This is a genomic window from Pseudomonas sp. AC255, from assembly GCF_979258175.1.
This window is the reverse complement of record NZ_OZ409841.1, coordinates 317,304-335,000: the sequence shown is the minus strand read 5'-3', so window position 1 is coordinate 335,000 and position 17,697 is coordinate 317,304. Positions and strand designations below refer to the sequence as shown.

The following is a 17,697-nucleotide window of genomic DNA, read 5'->3' as shown; positions in this document are numbered from 1 at the left end:
ACCTCTGGAATCTGCCGTCAACCGTTAATTTCGCTTTTCTTGCAGATTCTGCTTTTTACCCAGTAAACGCGGGATTCGTCTCATCACCGGCGGTAGACGAAGCAGCAAAAGCACACCACCTATAAAGGCATAAATCGCCCACTCCTCCAGATCAGCCCGCACGATCCAGAGCATATGCAGCAAACCCAGCCCAAGTATCACGTAAACCAAGCGATGCAGCTTCTTCCAGCGAGCACCCAAACGACGCTGACTATAACGATTCGACGTCACTGCCAGTATCAGCAATCCGAGAAAGCCCAGTGCACCGACAATAATGTAAGGCCGCTTGCGTAGCTCAACACCCAACTGCGACCAGTCGAACCCAAGGATAAACGCCATATAGCTGAACAGATGCAGCGTCACATAAGCAAAACACCAAAGCCCTAACTGCCGGCGCACTGCAATCCACCCCGCCCAGCCGCTCAGCTTTTGCAACGGCGTCATGCTCAGCGTAATCAACAGCAACACCAGCGTGCCAAGCCCGAGACGATCAACCAGCACCTTGCCCGGATCAGGCCCGAGCAGATCGGCGAACGCCTGATAGAACCACAGCAATGGCCAGATCGCTGCCGCAATGAACACGCCCACTCGCCAGAACGGATAACGCATCAGTAGTTCTTCCGCAGATCGAGCCCTGTATATAAAGAAGCGACTTCATCCGAGTAGCCGTTGAACATCTGGGTATCGCGCACATTCGGTTTGAACAGACTGTTCGGCAGGCGCCGCTCGCGCGCCTGGGTCCAGCGCGGATGATCGACCGTAGGGTTCACGTTCGCATAAAAGCCATACTCATCGGCAGCAATGCTTTGCCAAGTGGTCTTCGGCTGCTCGCTGACCAGACTGATGCGCACAATGGATTTCACGCTTTTGAAGCCGTACTTCCACGGCACCACCAGACGCAAAGGCGCGCCGTTCTGGTTCGGCAGTTCGCGTCCATACATGCCCACCGCCAGAATCGCCAAAGGATTCATCGCCTCATCCAGACGCAAGCCTTCGACGTACGGCCAGTCGATCAAGGCAAAACCGGAGCGCTGGCCGGGCATGCTCTTGGGATCCTGCAGGGTTTCAAAGCGGATGTACTTGGCCTTGGAAGTCGGCTCGACCTGCTTGAGCAAGGCCGAGATGGGAAAGCCGATCCAGGGAATGACCATCGACCACGCCTCGACGCAGCGCAGACGATAAATACGTTCCTCCAGTTGATACGGTTTCATGAAGTCTTCCAGCGCATAACGCCCCGGCTTACCCACCTCCCCGTCAATCACCACGCTCCAGGGTTCGGTTTTCAGGTCGCCAGCGTTCCTCGCGGGATCGCCCTTGCCGGTACCGAATTCATAAAAGTTGTTGTAGTTCGTGGCGTCTTTATAAGGCGTGATCGCCTCGTCCTTGACGTTGACCGCACCCCATTGAGTAGAAGGAAGCTTTTCGGCAAACCAGGCCGGAGCCTTGCCGGATTCAACATCAGAGTAGCGAGGGGCATCAGCGGCACTGGCCCAGCGTGGCAGGCTGCTCACGGCAATACCGGCAGCAGTGGCGCCGAGCAATTGGCGACGGGAGAGATAAATGGCTTCAGGCGTGACATCCGACTCATGGCAGTCGGATGCTTTGGGGATCTTGATCAACATGACAACTCCGCAGCTTTGGAGGACAGGTGCACCCATAGACTGCGGAGTATGCGGGAAATTACATCACTCGGCGTTTTTGTGACGACGAAGACGCAACAGATACTGCACCGGACCGGACGCCGCATAGGCGAGGAACACCAGCAGCAGAATGCGCGGCGGATCACTGAACACGACAGCGAATACCAGCACCACCGCGAGAATCGCCACGAACGGCACGCGACCTTTCAGATCCAGCTCCTTGAAGCTGTTGTACTTGATGTTGCTGACCATCAGCATGCCGGCCGCCGCCACCATCAACGCCACCAGGAACGACATCTTCGAACCCTGAATGCCGTAATCGCTGAACGCCCAGACAATGCCGGCCACAACGCCTGCCGCCGCCGGGCTGGCCAGACCGATGAAGTAACGTTTGTCCGCCGTGCCAACCTGGGTGTTGAACCGCGCCAGACGCAACGCCGCACCCGCTACATAAATGAAAGCGACCATCCAGCCGACCTTACCCATATCGCCCAACGCCCAGCCGAAGGCCAGCAATGCCGGCGCGACACCGAAGGCGACCATGTCCGACAGCGAGTCATACTCGGCGCCGAAAGCACTTTGCGTATTGGTCATGCGCGCTACGCGACCATCGAGACCGTCGAGCACCATCGCCACGAAAATCGCGATCGCAGCGAAGGCGAAATACTTGCTCGCATTCACCGAGTCGCCGGCGCTCAACGCGGCCTGCGCGCTCATCGAGTTGATGATGGAATAGAAGCCTGCGAACAGGTTGGCAGTGGTGAACAGGTTCGGCAGCAGATAGATACCACGATGCCGGACTTTACGACCTTCGGCGTCGTGCCCTTCTTCGATGTGTTCATCGATGGGCAACAGGCTTTCGGCGTCGGAAGCCTTGTTCGGCTCTTCGGGACGTTCGCTCATGGACATTACCTTGCAACGGTTTGGAAAAAATTCGACAGAGGCTTGAGGACGATAGTTCGGCCACAAACGATGCAGCTTTATACCAGAAGCACCGGCCCAAACGAAAAAACGCGGCCTAGGCCGCGTTTTTCGTGCAAGGGACGACGACTTAGTTTTTGGCTTTGTCGACGATCTTGTTGGCACCGATCCACGGCATCATGGAGCGCAGTTGCTCGCCGATGATTTCGATACCGTGAGCGGCGTTGTTACGACGCTTGGCGGTCATCGAAGGGTAGCCGGTTGCGCCTTCGCTGATGAACATTTTGGCGTATTCGCCGTCCTGAATACGTTTCAGGGCGTTGCGCATGGCCTGACGGGATTCGGCGTTGATCACTTCCGGGCCAGTCACGTACTCGCCGTACTCGGCGTTGTTGGAGATCGAGTAGTTCATGTTGGCGATACCGCCTTCGTACATGAGGTCAACGATCAGCTTCAGTTCGTGCAGGCACTCGAAGTAGGCCATTTCCGGCGCGTAGCCAGCTTCAACCAGAGTTTCGAAACCGGCTTTCACCAGTTCAACGGTACCGCCACACAGAACGGCTTGTTCGCCGAACAGGTCAGTTTCGGTCTCGTCCTTGAAGGTGGTTTCGATGATGCCGGTACGACCGCCACCGACGCCAGCGGCGTAGGACAGTGCAACGTTTTTGGCGTTGCCCGAGGCGTCCTGGTAGATCGCGATCAGGTCAGGGATACCGCCGCCTTTGACGAACTCGGAACGCACGGTGTGGCCCGGGGCTTTCGGCGCGATCATGATCACGTCGAGGTCAGCACGCGGAACAACCTGGTTGTAGTGAATCGCGAAGCCGTGGGAGAAGGCCAGAGTGGCGCCTTTCTTGATGTTCGGCTCGATTTCGTTCTTGTACAGCGAGGACTGGAACTCGTCCGGGGTCAGGATCATGACCAGGTCGGCAGCGGCAACAGCGGAAGCCACGTCGGTCACTTTCAGGCCGTGAGCTTCGGCTTTGGCAACGGTGGCCGAACCTTTACGCAGACCGACGGTAACGTCGACACCGGAGTCTTTCAGGTTGCACGCCTGAGCGTGGCCCTGGGAGCCGTAACCGATGATGGCAACTTTCTTGCCCTGGATGATCGACAGGTCGCAGTCTTTATCGTAGAAAACTTTCATGAATTTCCCCTTATATCCGGCCGTTCAGGCCATGCGCTAATTTGGTTTAGATGCTGAGTACTTTGTCGCCGCGAGCAATGCCGGTCACGCCGCTACGGACGGTTTCCAGAATCGATGCGGTGCCGATGGACTGAATGAAGCTGTCGAGCTTGTCGCTGGTACCGGTCAACTGAACGGTATACACGCTGGCGCTGACATCGACGATCTGCCCACGGTAGATATCGGTAGTGCGTTTGATCTCGGCGCGCTGGGCGCCAGTGGCCTTGACCTTGACCAGCATCAGCTCACGCTCGATGTGAGCGCTTTCCGACAGGTCCACCAGCTTGACCACTTCGATCAGCTTGTTCAGGTTTTTGGTGATCTGCTCGATCACTTCATCGTGGCCCACGGTGGTCAGCGTCAGACGCGACAGGGTCGGGTCTTCGGTCGGCGCCACGGTCAGGCTTTCGATGTTGTAGTTGCGCTGCGAGAACAGGCCGACTACACGAGACAGAGCGCCGGGTTCGTTTTCCAGAAGCAGGGAAATAATGTGCCGCATGATTAAGTACGCTCCGTCTTGCTCAGCCACATATCGCGCATGGAGCCGTCTTTGATCTGCATCGGGTAGACGTGCTCGCTGGTGTCGACCGCAACATCGATGATCACCAGGCGATCCTTCATGGCGAACGCTTCGGCCATCTTCGACTTCAAATCTTTCGATTCGGTGATGCGTACGCCCACATGGCCGTAGGCTTCAGCCAGCTTGATGAAGTCAGGCAGCGATTCCATGTAGGAGTGCGAGTGACGGCTGCCGTAGCTCATGTCCTGCCACTGGCGAACCATGCCCAGCACACCGTTGTTGAGGATGACGATCTTTACCGGCAAGCCGTATTGCAGGCAGGTCGACAGCTCCTGGATGTTCATCTGGATACTGCCTTCGCCGGTGACGCAGGCAACGTCGTCGTCCGGAAAGCTCAGCTTGATGCCCATCGCTGCTGGCAGACCGAAGCCCATCGTGCCCAGACCACCGGAGTTGATCCAGCGGTTAGGCTTGTTGAACGTGTAGTACTGCGCAGCGAACATCTGGTGCTGACCCACGTCGGAGGTCACAAAGGCGTCGCCCTTGGTCACTTCGCAGAGGGTTTCGATCACGGTCTGCGGTTTGATCTTGCTGCCGTCGCCCTTTTCATAAGGGAACAGGCCGCGATCGCCACGCCATTCATCGACCTGCTTCCACCAACTGGCCACGGACTCCTTGTTCGGGGTCTCGCCGATTTCCTTGAGGATCGCGACCATTTCGGTCAGGACGCTCTCGACCGGACCCACGATTGGCACGTCAGCCTTGATGGTCTTGGAGATCGACGCCGGGTCGATGTCGATGTGGATGATCTTGGCGTTCGGGCAGAATTTCGCCGGGCCGTTGATCACCCGATCGTCGAAGCGTGCGCCGACGGCGAGGATCACATCGGCATGGTGCATCGCCAGGTTCGCGGTGTAACTGCCGTGCATGCCGAGCATGCCGATGAACTGACGATCAGTGCCAGGAAAAGCACCCAGCCCCATCAAGGTGTTGGTCACCGGCAGGTTGAGCATTTTCGCCAGTTCGGTCAGTTGCGCGGAGCCATTGCCGAGAATCACGCCGCCGCCGGAGTACAGCACCGGGCGCTTGGCCGCCAACAACATTTCCGCTGCTTTGCGGATCTGCCCGGAGTGACCGCGAACGGCCGGGCTGTAGGAACGCAGCTTGGCTTTCTTCGGGAAAACGTATTCGAATTTCTCGGCCGGATTGGTCATGTCTTTCGGGATGTCGACCACGACCGGGCCCGGACGACCGGACTGCGCCAGGTAGAAGGCCTTCTTCATGACTTCCGGGATTTCCGAAGCGTGCTTGATCATGAAGCTGTGCTTCACGATCGGCCGGGAGATACCGATCATGTCGGTTTCCTGGAACGCGTCGGTGCCGACCATTGTGCTTGGCACCTGACCGGAAATGATCACCATCGGAATCGAGTCCATATAGGCGGTGGCGATACCGGTGATGGCGTTTGTGGCGCCTGGACCGGATGTCACCAATACCACGCCGGCTTTACCGGTGGCACGGGCGTAGCCGTCAGCCATATGGGTCGCCGCTTGTTCGTGACGAACCAGGATGTGGGTCACTTCCGGTTCTTTGAACAGGGCATCGTAAACATGCAGGAGAGCACCACCCGGGTACCCGTAGATATATTTGACGCCTTCGTCACGCAAAAAGCGGACGAGCATCTCACCGCCAGATAAAAGCTCCACGTTGTTCACCTCTAAAACGCCAGAATACCGTCCACAAAAAAGGGGCGGGTCTTAATAGGTTTACTTCTCGGCAGAGCATGAGCGACGGTGGTCGCCGACTACGTCAGCACTGACTGAGCAAGTATTGGGATCGTCCCAAGTGTTGCGGGCCTTTCCCACCCAGCGCGAGGTAACGCGTTGCGGGTGTAACAGGTCGGCGCGGATGTGCGCCTCATGATCTACCGAGTGGGTCTGCTTCTGGCAGTCCCTCTACAGCGGACTTTGGATTCTTCTGTTTCGCCCTCTGCAAGTCAAGTCGTCTGTGGGGTTAATTGTGGGTAAGCACATGAGAACGCAAGAAAAAACCTGAAAAGCGCTACTCTGTTAGCGTCAATTGCGCATTTTTGCCAAGGAATCAGCATGCGAACGCTCCTCCTCACTTTGCTGATCGGTCTCAGCCCATGGTGCTCAGCCGCTCAAATCTACAAATGGGTCGATGCCCAAGGCGTCACGCATTTCGATGCACAACCGCCGCAGGGCCAACCGGCGACGACCGTGCAAACGCCCTCCTCACCCGCGCCGAAAGCCGCGCCGCTGCCGGACGGCGGCGTACTCGGCGATCAGAAAGCCATTGATGCCAAGGTGAAGAAACAGGTCGCCGAGCAGCAGGTGCAGCTCAAGGCCTTTTGCGAACAGGCACGCACGAACCTGGCGCAACTGCAGAACAATCCGCGCTTGCGTGAGGAGGTCGAGGGGGATTTGCGCAGGCTCGACGATACACAGCGTCAGGAACGCATCGTCGAAGCGAAGAAGCAGATTGCCGAGAATTGCTCGTAATCGCTGCGAAGGAGCTGTGTTGGAGCTGCCGAAGGCTGCGATCTTTGACTTGTTTCAAAGCAAGATCAAAGATCGCAGCCTCGTTGCACTCGTCAGCTCCTACACAACCGCGCTCAGCGGGAGGCAGTGATCAGCAGGTCAAACTCTTTGAGCAGCACCTGCAACTGCCGATCCTTGCCGCCAAGGTTGCGCTGGGCGAAGACCATTTCCGCCATTTCCTGAATGCCCGAGGCGTTCGGCAAGGGCAGATCCTGTTCGAGGATCATCTTCATGCGCGGCAGGAAGATCCATTGCAGCCATTGCTCGAAGTCCAGCGTGTCGACCGAGAACGGCTCGACACTGCTCAGGGCTTCGACCGACGGCTGAACCTCATCCCACCAGCCCTGGGTGCGCAGCTCGCGTTCAATCAACAACAGCTGATCGGCGATTTTCGGGAAGCGCACATCCATCACAGGGAAACCTTGGCCTTCTGACGGGCCAGTGCGGCGCCGGCGGAATCGCCTTGTTTCTCACGAGATTGAGCGATGATTTCCCACAGGCTGGCTTGCAGATCCGGACGACCGTTGGCCATGGTCAACGCGCGACGGGCAAATTGCTCGGCTTGCGGCGCATCACCCTGGGCCATGCGCACCTGCGCCAGACGGTAAAGCACTTGTGGCTCCCGGGGGCGACACGTTGCGCCCGCTCCAGGCTGGAAGAGGCACCGTTGAGGTCGCCGCCGGCCTGCTGCTGTTGCGCGGTGGTCAGCAAGGCGAGTACCGGACCGTCCAGTTGCTCATCCGCCGACAGCCCGCCACCGCTGCTGGCCGAAGGAATGCCACTTGGCGTCGACGGCATGCTGTAGCTGCCGGAGTTGATCGGTGCCGACTCAACCGCCGATGGGTTGTAAGGCCCCGACGTGATACCGCCAGATGCAGGCCCCGGGACGATCGGCGAAGAACTGATCGGTGTTGACACCGCAGCACCGCCGCCCGGCACCATCACCACCACGCCGGTATCGCCTTGCGGAATCGCCTGAGTCTGGCCCTGCGCCGGGCGCTTGACCGTGGTCTGGCGGAAACCGCCATTGGCGCCGATGCGTTCGCTATTGGACACGGCCGTACCCGAATCCACTACCGGAATCGAACCACGCTGTACGGTGGAGCAGCCGCTGAGCAAAGCCACGGCGGTCACCGCTGGAATCAACCACTTGTTCACTTGAAACCCTCTTTGCTTAATTCATCCAGCCCTTGACCCAGTCCATCACCGATTCCGGCGAGGCAGGTGTTTCGCTTGCACACGCGGCGCCGGGTGGCGGCTCGCTGCCGCGAATATACGGCATCTGTACCGCGCCGGGGCAGTTGGCATCGGAACCCTGGCCGGTGCGCGAATCGACCCACGCTTGCACGACGTTGTCCGGCTGCGGCATGTCCAGCGGCAGCGGATCGGCCTTGCGCATGAAACTGGTCCAGACCTGCAGCGCACCGGTGGCCCCGGTGAACGGCGTCTTGCCGTTGTCGTCGCGACCCAGCCAGACCACTGCCAGCAGATCCTGACTGAAACCGGCAAACCAGCTGTCGCGCGAATCGTTACTGGTACCGGTCTTGCCCGCCAGTGTCAGGGTCTTGGGCAGCACGTTATAAACCGAACTGCCGGTACCTTCACGCATCACCCGCTGCATGGCGTTCTGGATCAGGTAAATCGAGGCAGGGTCGAAGCGCTGTTCGATCTGGAACGGATAACGCTTGAGCGGCTCGCCCTCGGCGGTCAGCACGCTGCGAATGCCGCGCATCGGCGTATTGAAACCACCGTTGGCCAGCGTCTGGTACATGGTCGCCACTTCGATCGGCGTCATACCGCCAGCACCGAGCAGCATCGACGGGAACGCCGGGAATTCACGGGTAACTCCCAGACGACCTACGGTCTTGAGCACGTTCGGCACGCCGACTTCCAGGCCCAGGCGCGAGGTCGACAGGTTGTAGGAATGCGCCAGGCCCTGATAGAGGAACACCGTACCGTGGGAGCGGCGATCGTAGTTCTGCGGTTTCCACACCTGACCGTTGGCGCCCTTGACCGACAGTGGATCGTCCGACAGCCAACTGGTCAGCGTGTACTGGCTCGGTTTCTCAAGCGCGGTCAGATACACCGCCGGTTTGATCAGCGAGCCGATCGGGCGTACCGCATCGAGTGCGCGGTTGAAACCGGCGTAACTGGCCTGACGGCTGCCGATCATCGCCTGGACTTCACCGGTTTCCGGGTTGGTCACGACCATCGCCGCTTCGACGTCATCCGAGCCCTTGCGCCCGGCCAGACGCTTGAATGTGTCGTTGACCGAGGCTTCGGCTTTCATCTGCAGAATCGGGTCGAAACTGGTGAAGATGCGCAGGCCTTCTTCGGTCAAGTCTTCGTCGCGGTAGTCTTCGCGCAACTGGCGTTTGACCAGGTCGATAAAGCCCGGGAACGAGCTGTCGGCGAGCTTGCCGCGAGTCGTTACACCGAGCGGCATTTTCTTCGCCGCTTCGACCTGTTCGGGGGTTGCCACGCCTTGCTGCGCCAGCACGTCGAGGACCAGATTGCGCCGCTCCAGCGCGCGTTCCGGGTTGCGGCGCGGGTTGTAGTAGGACGGTCCCTTGACCATGCCGACCAGCATCGCAACCTGATGCAGTTTCAGCTCGGACAATGGCTGGCCGAAGAAGAACTGACTGGCCAGACCAAAACCGTGCACCGCACGCTGGCCGTCCTGACCGACGAAGACTTCGTTGAGGTAGGCCTCAAGAATTTCCTTCTTGTCGTAATGCAGTTCCAGCAGCAACGCCATCATCGCTTCGGTGAGCTTGCGGGTCAGGCTGCGTTCGCTGGTCAGGTAGAAGTTCTTCACCAACTGCTGGGTCAGCGTACTGCCGCCCTGGGTCATCTTGCCGCCGGAGGTGTTGATCCACACGGCGCGGGCGATCGATTTCGGCGACACGCCCCAGTGGCTGTAGAAGTCGCGATCTTCGACGGCGATCAGGGTTTCGAGCAAGTACGGCGGCACCTGATCGAGTTTGATCAGGATGCGGTCTTCGAGATTTTTCGGGTAAATGCCGCCGATCATCAGCGGCTCGAGGCGCACCACCGACAGTTTCGAACCGTTGGTCGAGGACAGTTCGGCGACGTAGTCGCCGGAGAAGCGCACACGCACTGGCTGCGGCTTTTCCAGACCTTCATAGAACTGGAAGCCACGGGTGTTCAGGTCAACCGTATTGCCGCTGACGGCTGCGGCGCCGGGGCCGTTGCTCACGGCTTCGCGGCGATAGCCGAGGGCATCGAGTTCGGTGAGGAAATCGTCCTTGCTGAGCTTCTGTCCGACGAACAGCTCGAGCGGGCGCGCGTACACCTTGGCCGGGATGGTCCAGCGCTTGCCGGAGAACTTCTCCTGCACCACGGCATCCAGGTAAACGGCAAAGCCGGCCAGCACTACAAGGCCGACCAGGCTGAGTTTAATGGCCCAGCTCAACCATGGGCTGAGGCCCTTGGCTGGTGGTTTTTCTTGGTACGGGGGGATCGGGATCGAGTCATGGCGGCGGATTATACGCACTTTATCGATCCTCAACAGGCACGCGCGGAGGTTTGCGTCAGGCGGGCAAGCAGCCATAATGGCCGCCTCGAATTCCCCCGCCTCTGAAGGATCGCCCGTGAGCCAGTCCCTGATCGCTGCCCTGCAAAACCCGGCCCTCTACCCGCATCCCGTCGAAGGGTTTCAGGTCATCGAAACCCACATCTCGTGGGTGATTCTCACCGGGCCCTTTGCCTATAAAGTGAAGAAGCCGGTGAATTTCGGCTTCCTCGACTTCACCAGCCTCGATGCGCGCGCGCATTTCTGCGCAGAAGAGCTGCGGCTGAACCAGCGTCTGACCGATGATTTGTATCTGGACGTGTTGCCGGTCACCGGCAGCGTCGAGGCACCGCAACTGGGCGGCGACGGCCCGGCTATCGAATACGTGCTGAAAATGCGCCAGTTCTCGCAGAGCGGCTTGCTCAGCACCCTGCAAGCCAATGGCGAACTGACCACTCAGCACATCGACGCGTTGGCCGAGCAGATCGCCCATTTCCATCTCAACGCCCCGAAAGTCCCGGCCGAACACGACGCCGGTACACCGGACAGCGTGATGGCGCCGGTCGCGCAAAATTTCGAGCAGATCCTGCCGTTCCTCAGCGACAAGAACGATTTGCTGCAACTTGAGGCATTGAAAGCCTGGGCCGAAAGCAGCTTCGAGCGCCTCAAGCCCCTGTTCGCCCAGCGCAAGACACAAGGTTTCACCCGTGAATGCCACGGCGACATTCACCTGGGCAACGCCACGGTCATCGACGGCAATGTGGTGATCTTCGACTGCATCGAGTTCAACGAGCCATTCCGTTTCACTGATGTCTGGGCCGACACCGGCTTCCTCGCCATGGACCTGGAAGACCGTGGCCTGAAATCGTTGGCGCGTCGCCTCATCAGCCAGTATCTGGAACTGACCGGCGACTATGAGGGCCTGGAAGTGCTGAACTTCTATAAAGCCTACCGCGCGCTGGTGCGGGCCAAGGTGGCATTGTTCAGCATGCCGGCGGACGCGACTGCGGTGCAGCGCGCCACCACCCTGCGCCAGTACCGCAACTACGCCAACCTGGCGGAAAGCTACAGCACCATTCCTTCGCGCTTCATGGCCATTACCCACGGTGTTTCCGCCGTCGGCAAGAGCCATGTGGCCATGCGCCTGGTCGAAGCGCTGGGCGCGATTCGCCTGCGTTCCGATGTCGAACGCAAGCGCCTGTTTGGCGAGCAGACCGTCGCCAACGATGTGCAGGCCGGCATTTACAGTGCCGACGCCAGCACCGCGACCTACGCACGTCTGCATGAAATCGCCGAGGTGATTTTGCACGCCGGGTTCCCGGTGGTGATCGACGCGACTTACCTCAAGCGTGAGCAGCGCGATAACGCGGCGAAGATTGCCGAAGCCACCGGCACGCCGTTCCTGATCCTCGACTGCAACGCCCCGCAAGCCGTGATCGAGAGCTGGCTGGCGATGCGCCAGGCCGATCAGAAGGATCCGTCCGACGCCACCCTGGCAGTGATCGAAGCGCAGCAGGCCAACCGCGAAGCGCTGACCCCGGAGGAGATTCTGCGCAGCAAACGCGTGCAGACCAATGAATCCGGCACGCTGGACACTGTGGTCGCGCAGATCCGTCAGCGCCTGCCGGGCCTGTAAAAACTATTTCGGCCGTGAAGCCCTCGCTCGCTTCACGGCCGGCAAATAGTGGCACTATACTGGCGTCATAAAACCAACAGGTGATCTGACATGAGCCAGCCTAAACTGCTCGACACTCCGCTTTACGCCCTGCTGCACAAAGATGACGTTGCAGGCTTCAACAAACAACGTCCACAAGATGGTCTGATCGACATGGTCGGCGGCGATTTTCGTGGCCTCGACCTGCGTGAACTGAACGCCGATAACGTGGATTTCCGCGATGCGTATTTCCGCTCCGCCGATTTGCGTGGCATCGATTTCCGCAAGGCTTCGCTCGAAGGCGCCAGCCTAGCCCATGCACAGATTTCCGGTGCGTACTTTCCGCCGGAGCTGAGTGCCGACGAGATCCTGATGTCAATGAATTTCGGTACACGGTTGCGCTATCGCACTCGCTGATATCCGGAAATCTTCCTGACACCACGCCTTGCCCCTATGGGAGCGAGCCTGCTCGCGACGGCGTAGTGTCAGTCGATATTGATTGTGTCTCATACGCCCTCTTCGCGAGCAGGCTCGCTCCCCCATTGATAATCGTTTACCTCCCTTCCCTCTGCGTTCGCAGGTCCTTTACCCCCTTTCTTAGAAGCTTTTGCGTCGAATCCGACCAAACAACCACGCTTTTCCTACTGATGGCTACACTGCTGAGAAGCTCGCCCACGCACCATTCGGCCGTCGCAAGGAGGCTTGATGAATGATGAACTGCAACACCTGAAAAATCTTGGCAAGACATCGGCGCAATGGCTGCATGCCGTGGGCATCCACAGCGCCTCGGACTTGCGTCGCCTCGGTGCAGTGGATGCCTACCGGGCCGTGCGTACTCGAGGCTTTCGCGCTTCAAAGGTGTTGTTGTATGCGATCGAAGGGGCGTTGATGGACGTGCACTGGAACGACATCCCTGCCGAGCGCAAGGACGCCTTGAACAAGCAGCTCGAAGCCATTTCCGCGCGCCATAAAAACTGAACAGGCGCTGACGCCATGTATTTGCTGGGGGAACAGTCGGCGCACGCCGACGCATTGATCAATCGCTTGCAGAGTCTTCCCGGGCAGTGGCTACAGGATTTATCGCCATGCGCGACTGTTGTCGAACTGGAGGCCACGGATGATTTGTTTGCGCAGTTGCCGGACGATCAGCTGTTTTTGCTGAGCGAGGGCGTTGTGCATGGCTGCATCGCGGGCCGCCCTCTGTTCTATTGGCAGGAAGGTGATCTGCTCGGCCTGCAACGTGGCGAGCAATGGAGCGACTGTCGCGTATGCAGCGACAGCACTGTGCGCCTGCTGCCCTATGGTCGCGCAGAGGTTTTGCAGCATTTGTATGCCGACCCTGATCGAGCCGAGCAGCTTCTGAGCTATCTGCTCGGGCAAATGGCGCTGCTCGCCCACGCTGTGGCCGAGTTGAAACCCCGGGAGTTCCGCAGCACCAACGGCTTCAAACGGGTCGAGGCCGGCGCCGTGCTGATCCAACAGGGCGATGCAGCGGATCATGTCTTCGTGATCATCGACGGGCACGCCGAGGCATTTGTTGACGGGCACAAGGTCGGTGACGTGCCGAAGGACGAGATTTTCGGCGCCATGGCGTTGTTTACCGGCGAGCCGCGCAACGCTTCGGTGGTGACGTCCGAGCCGAGCACGGTGATGTTGATTCCCGGTGATCAATTTTTGAGCATGACCCGCAGCAACCCGAAGATCGCCCATGGCCTGATTGAGGGTATGGCTCGACGCATCGGACAGTTGAATCGCCAGATCACGCAGTTGACGACGCAGCGCACCTAGCGCATAGCCCTTTATTCACAGGGCCTCACCACCACTCGCAAAACTAAATTACAGATTGGCAAAAACAGCGGTTGACTCGGTAATGAGAATCGCTATGATTATCACAACTGGTCGCGAGATCAGTCGATATTCTGAAAAGCCCTTGGTTCGGACTCTCAGATTATCTCCTCATCAGGCTAATCACGGTTATTTGACCCGGTTTTTACCGGGTCTTTTTTTGCCTGCCGAAAAGTCATTTGGCGAATTGCTGACGCATCTGCTCGCAGTAATCCGGCTTCGGCGTGGCCGGCGTGTACCAGACGTAGTCGGCCATCGCTGCCGTGACTGCATCGCCCTGCTCGGCGAGTATCAATACGATCGGTGGTTTGTCAGCGCCAAGATCCAGCAAATGCAGCGGCACGCCGACATCCTTGCGCGCATGCCAGGCACCGGCCAGCAGGATCGAAGGCATTGGCGCCGACAGCATGCGTTCGGCCATGCGTCGATCACGCTGTTGCTGAATTGCCAGCATCGCCGGCATCCGTGATTCGGGCAGCAGGCCGCAGTGGGATTCACTGACTTGTCCAAGCAACGTGTTCTGCACGGACAACGCATTACTGCGAGGACCGTTCAGCGCAGGTGGATTTCGGTAAAACGCACGGATTTCCCTGTCATCGAGATTGGCCGCCAGCAGCGGATATGGCTGTGTCAGAGCGAAACGCACGATCGGCCCGTAAAGATTCCAGTCCCAGCCCTCCTGCCAGGCCAATGCCGCAGGCAAATCAGCCGCAACGGACTTCGACTGGCGCAGCGCATCGACTTTCGCTTGTTGATCCGGCGTGAGCATTTCCAGCAGCAGACTGCCTTGCGCCCGGAGCTTGCCCAGCGACTGCAACAGCCATAATTGCGCAGCATGATGATCGGCATTGTCGTGCTGCTCACCGATGATCAAACGCTCAGGTTCAGCGAGACGCACCAGCAGTTGCTGCGCGGTGAGCATCTCGCCGCTGCGCAGATCGCGGATATCGCCGCCCACCGGTGGAGCCACCACGTGCTGACACCCCGCGAGCAACACCAGTGCCAACAACCACAATCCACGCATGCGACACCTCGATGATTGATCAGCGGGCGATGATCAGCGGATGCCCACGCTCCGGGTGCGGTTGCACCAAAACCTCCAGGCCGAACACCGCTTTTAGCGTTTCCGGACGCAGCACCTGCTGCGGGGTATCCAGCGCAACCGGGCGCCCCTCCTCCAGCAACAGCACGCGATCACAATAGCGCGCCGCAAGATTCAGATCATGCAGGATCACCAGCACCGCCGCGCCGCGATCGGCGAACTCGCGCACCGCTTGCAAGGTGGTGTGCTGATGCAGCGGATCGAGCATCGATGTCGGTTCGTCGAGCAACAAGGTTTGCCCGGCCTGACCCGGCCAGAGTTGCGCCAGCACCCGCGCCAGATGCACGCGCTGACGCTCGCCACCTGACAACGCCAGATAGCTGCGCCCACTCAGGTGCCCGGCATCGGCGGCGGCCAGCGCTGCCGCGACGATTTCGTCATCACGTACGCGCCCGGTCTGGTACGGCAAACGGCCCATGCCGACGACCTCTTCGACGGCGAAGGCAAAATCCAGCGTCGACACCTGCGGCAACACCGCCAGTCGTTGTGCCCGCTGTGTTCCGCTCCAATAGCTAAATGCCTGACCATCGAGCGAAACGTTGCCGTCACTGGCGAGCAACTCCCCGCACAAGGCGCCAAGCAACGTGCTTTTCCCGGCGCCGTTCGGCCCCAGCACCCCAAGCACCTCGCCGGGTTCGAGCCCGAGCGTAACCCCACTGAGCACCGCTTTGCGGCCACGGCGGACATGCAGATCGTGCGCGGACAACATCAGGCACGCCCTCGCAGCAGCAGATAAAGGAAGAACGGCGCGCCGATAAACGCGGTGACAATGCCGATCGGCAACTCCGCCGGCGCCAGCGCCAAGCGCGCCACCAAATCGGCGAGCAATAACAGGCTCGCACCCGCCAGCACCGAGGCTGGCAATAGCACTTTGTGATCCGGGCCGGCCAGCAGGCGCACCAGATGCGGCACCACCAGCCCGACAAAACCGATCATGCCCGCAGCGGCCACCGCCGCGCCGACACCCAGCGCGGTGCAGAACACCAGTTCGCGCTTGAGCCGTTCGACATCGATGCCCAGATGACCGGCCTCGGATTCACCGAGCAACAAGGCATTCAATGCCTTGGCCCGACGCGGCAACCACAGCGCCACGCCGATGGTGATGATCAGCAGTGGCCACAGCCGCGCGTAACTGGCGCCGTTGAGGCTGCCCAGGTTCCAGAATGTCAGGGTGCGCAGCGTGGCGTCATCGGCCAGGTAAGTGAACAGACCGACCGCCGAACTGGCCAGCGCCGTCAGCGCGATACCGGCCAGCAACATGGTCGCCACGTGGGTCTGACCGTTGCGCCTGCCCAGCCGATAGACCAGCGCCGTCACCCCGAGCCCGCCAAGAAACGCGCACACCGACAACAGATACGGCCCGAACCACTCCGGCAGGCCGCCAAAGAACGAGCCGCCGACAATCGCAATCGCCGCGCCAAGTGCCGCGCCACTGGACACCCCGACCAGCCCCGGGTCCGCCAGCGGATTACGAAACAGACCCTGCATCGCCACGCCGGACAGCGCCAGCACGCCACCGACCGCCAAGCCGAGCAAGGTTCGCGGCAGGCGGATCTGGCCGAGAATCAGCTCGGCCTGCTCCAGCCCCTCCGGCGCCAGCGGCACGCCAACCAGACGCAGCGCGGCGCGCAAAGTGTCAAACAGCGGCAGGCTCACCGGCCCCAATGCCAGCGACAGCCAGATCGCCAGCAGACACAACAATGTCAGGCCGATGAACAAGCCACGGGGTTTGACCAGTGTGGTCATTGGCCGCCCTTGGCCGGGTAGAAACCGTCCGTCAGGGTTTGCAAAGCAGCCGGCAACCGTGGCCCGAGACCGCCAACCAGCAGCGTCGGGTCCAGCTCCATCACCCGCCCGCTCTTGGCCGCGCGGCTGGAATTGAGGATGGGGTTTTGCTTGAACAACGCGGCTTTTGCCGCCTCACCGGTCAACGCTCGGTCAGCGAACACCAGCACTTCGGGATCGAGGCTGGCGAGGGATTCGACAGAAAACGGTTTGTAGCCGGTATGCGTCGCGAGGTTGTGCCCGCCGGCCTGTTGCAGCAACCAGTCGGCGGCAGTGTCCTTGCCGGCGATCAACGGCTTGCCGCCGGCGTGCCCGAGCAGCAGCAACACACCGGGGGCTTTCTGTGTGGTTTGCACTTGGGCAACTCGCACTGTCTGCGCCTGGAGCTGCTGTTGATAATTCTCCAGCAACTGCGCAGCCTTCTCTTGCGCACCGAGCAACTGACCCAGATGAGTGACATTCTTTTCCAGCGTCGGCAGATCAGGCTGGGCTGAAAACAACTCGACCTTTACCTTGGCTGCTTTGACTTGCGCCAGAACCGGCGGCGGCCCCATTTCTTCGGTACCGATCAGAATGTCCGGGCGCAGGCTCAAGATGCCTTCGGCCGACAGGCTGCGCTGATAACCAATGCTCGGCAGCGTCTGCAACGATTGGGGATGCTGACTGGTGGTGTCGACCCCTACCAGCTTCGATTCGCCGCCCAGTGCGCTGACCCATTCCGACAGCGCACCGCCGGCGCTGACCCAGCGTTGCGGTAAATCCGCTGCGCTCGCCTGATGGCTGAGAAAAAGGCCGACGCACAGTACGGCAACGCGGGTTTTCAGGCGCATACGCAGCTTCCTTGAACAAGGTTTCCCGGGCATCGGCGCAGCGAGCCAAGTATCCTCGGCAACGGCCAGACTTCCTGTG

The 17,697-nt window shown here is 60.0% G+C and carries 16 protein-coding genes and 2 pseudogenes; 5 read left to right on the top strand and 13 right to left on the bottom strand.

The features are described 5' to 3' along the window. Window positions 1–24 precede the first annotated feature (24 nt). The 6 genes from msrQ to ACZZ0K_RS01625 all read right to left on the bottom strand — a co-directional run bounded on the left by msrQ (window position 25) and on the right by ACZZ0K_RS01625 (window position 6,012). The gene (gene msrQ, locus ACZZ0K_RS01650; protein WP_252878896.1) at window positions 25–648 is read right to left on the bottom strand and encodes a protein-methionine-sulfoxide reductase heme-binding subunit MsrQ; all 624 of its coding nucleotides are present in this window, start codon (window positions 646–648) and stop codon (window positions 25–27) included. Continuing rightward, window positions 648–1,661 carry a protein-methionine-sulfoxide reductase catalytic subunit MsrP gene (gene msrP / locus ACZZ0K_RS01645; protein ID WP_024014317.1) on the bottom strand — a complete coding sequence of 338 codons (1,014 nt, stop codon included), beginning with the start codon at window positions 1,659–1,661 and terminating at the stop codon, window positions 648–650. Before msrP ends, msrQ begins: the two co-directional genes overlap by 1 nt. A 63-nt stretch (window positions 1,662–1,724) precedes the next feature. Beyond that, entirely contained in the window at window positions 1,725–2,582 is an 858-nt protein-coding gene (gene pssA / locus ACZZ0K_RS01640) for a CDP-diacylglycerol--serine O-phosphatidyltransferase (RefSeq protein WP_016773182.1), read from the bottom strand. Between the two features lie 148 nt (window positions 2,583–2,730). Next, the gene (gene ilvC / locus ACZZ0K_RS01635) at window positions 2,731–3,747 is read right to left on the bottom strand and encodes a ketol-acid reductoisomerase (RefSeq protein WP_003228216.1); all 1,017 of its coding nucleotides are present in this window, start codon (window positions 3,745–3,747) and stop codon (window positions 2,731–2,733) included. Between the two features lie 46 nt (window positions 3,748–3,793). Further along, window positions 3,794–4,285 (bottom strand): acetolactate synthase small subunit, encoded by a 492-nt coding sequence (gene ilvN / locus ACZZ0K_RS01630; RefSeq protein WP_003176102.1) that lies wholly within the window; start codon window positions 4,283–4,285, stop codon window positions 3,794–3,796. Between the two features lie 2 nt (window positions 4,286–4,287). Continuing rightward, window positions 4,288–6,012, bottom strand: coding sequence for an acetolactate synthase 3 large subunit (locus tag ACZZ0K_RS01625; RefSeq protein WP_039761986.1), 1,725 nt, complete (start codon window positions 6,010–6,012; stop codon window positions 4,288–4,290). Between the two features lie 399 nt (window positions 6,013–6,411). On the opposite strand from ACZZ0K_RS01625, the gene ACZZ0K_RS01620 reads away from it, so the two are divergent. Further along, the gene (locus tag ACZZ0K_RS01620; protein WP_258707204.1) at window positions 6,412–6,828 is read left to right on the top strand and encodes a DUF4124 domain-containing protein; all 417 of its coding nucleotides are present in this window, start codon (window positions 6,412–6,414) and stop codon (window positions 6,826–6,828) included. A 113-nt stretch (window positions 6,829–6,941) separates the two neighbouring features. On the opposite strand, the gene ACZZ0K_RS01615 is transcribed toward ACZZ0K_RS01620, so the two are convergent. The 3 genes and pseudogenes from ACZZ0K_RS01615 to mrcB form a co-directional block, all read right to left on the bottom strand. Then, on the bottom strand, window positions 6,942–7,277 hold the full coding sequence (locus tag ACZZ0K_RS01615; protein ID WP_041477845.1) for a YqcC family protein: 336 nt from the start codon (window positions 7,275–7,277) through the stop codon (window positions 6,942–6,944). After that, window positions 7,277–8,025: pseudogene (locus tag ACZZ0K_RS01610) on the bottom strand (tetratricopeptide repeat protein). Before ACZZ0K_RS01610 ends, ACZZ0K_RS01615 begins: the two are co-directional and overlap by 1 nt. A 16-nt stretch (window positions 8,026–8,041) precedes the next feature. After that, window positions 8,042–10,365: pseudogene (gene mrcB, locus ACZZ0K_RS01605) on the bottom strand (penicillin-binding protein 1B). Between the two features lie 116 nt (window positions 10,366–10,481). On the opposite strand from mrcB, the gene ACZZ0K_RS01600 reads away from it, so the two are divergent. From ACZZ0K_RS01600 to ACZZ0K_RS01585, 4 genes are all read left to right on the top strand, one after another. Continuing rightward, the gene (locus tag ACZZ0K_RS01600) at window positions 10,482–12,038 is read left to right on the top strand and encodes a bifunctional aminoglycoside phosphotransferase/ATP-binding protein (RefSeq protein WP_258707205.1); all 1,557 of its coding nucleotides are present in this window, start codon (window positions 10,482–10,484) and stop codon (window positions 12,036–12,038) included. 90 nt (window positions 12,039–12,128) lie between these two features. Further along, window positions 12,129–12,473 (top strand): pentapeptide repeat-containing protein, encoded by a 345-nt coding sequence (locus tag ACZZ0K_RS01595; RefSeq protein WP_150742227.1) that lies wholly within the window; start codon window positions 12,129–12,131, stop codon window positions 12,471–12,473. 288 nt (window positions 12,474–12,761) lie between these two features. Further along, the gene (locus ACZZ0K_RS01590; protein WP_016773175.1) at window positions 12,762–13,034 is read left to right on the top strand and encodes a TfoX/Sxy family protein; all 273 of its coding nucleotides are present in this window, start codon (window positions 12,762–12,764) and stop codon (window positions 13,032–13,034) included. A gap of 15 nt (window positions 13,035–13,049) precedes the next feature. Then, window positions 13,050–13,844: a Crp/Fnr family transcriptional regulator gene (locus tag ACZZ0K_RS01585; protein WP_252882689.1), complete on the top strand. Its 795-nt coding sequence runs from the start codon at window positions 13,050–13,052 to the stop codon at window positions 13,842–13,844. Window positions 13,845–14,076: 232 nt separating this feature from the next. On the opposite strand, the gene ACZZ0K_RS01580 is transcribed toward ACZZ0K_RS01585, so the two are convergent. Genes ACZZ0K_RS01580 through ACZZ0K_RS01565 form a run of 4 tightly spaced genes read right to left on the bottom strand, consistent with a single transcriptional unit; the run spans window position 14,077 to window position 17,618 of the window. After that, entirely contained in the window at window positions 14,077–14,925 is an 849-nt protein-coding gene (locus ACZZ0K_RS01580; RefSeq protein ID WP_258707206.1) for a ChaN family lipoprotein, read from the bottom strand. A gap of 19 nt (window positions 14,926–14,944) precedes the next feature. Then, complete coding sequence (locus tag ACZZ0K_RS01575) at window positions 14,945–15,712, bottom strand: heme ABC transporter ATP-binding protein (protein ID WP_258707207.1); 768 nt, start codon at window positions 15,710–15,712, stop codon at window positions 14,945–14,947. Next, window positions 15,712–16,695 (bottom strand): FecCD family ABC transporter permease, encoded by a 984-nt coding sequence (locus ACZZ0K_RS01570; protein WP_162999784.1) that lies wholly within the window; start codon window positions 16,693–16,695, stop codon window positions 15,712–15,714. Before ACZZ0K_RS01570 ends, ACZZ0K_RS01575 begins: the two co-directional genes overlap by 1 nt. Window positions 16,696–16,745: 50 nt before the next feature. Further along, complete coding sequence (locus ACZZ0K_RS01565; RefSeq protein ID WP_258707208.1) at window positions 16,746–17,618, bottom strand: heme/hemin ABC transporter substrate-binding protein; 873 nt, start codon at window positions 17,616–17,618, stop codon at window positions 16,746–16,748. Window positions 17,619–17,697: the final 79 nt, after the last annotated feature.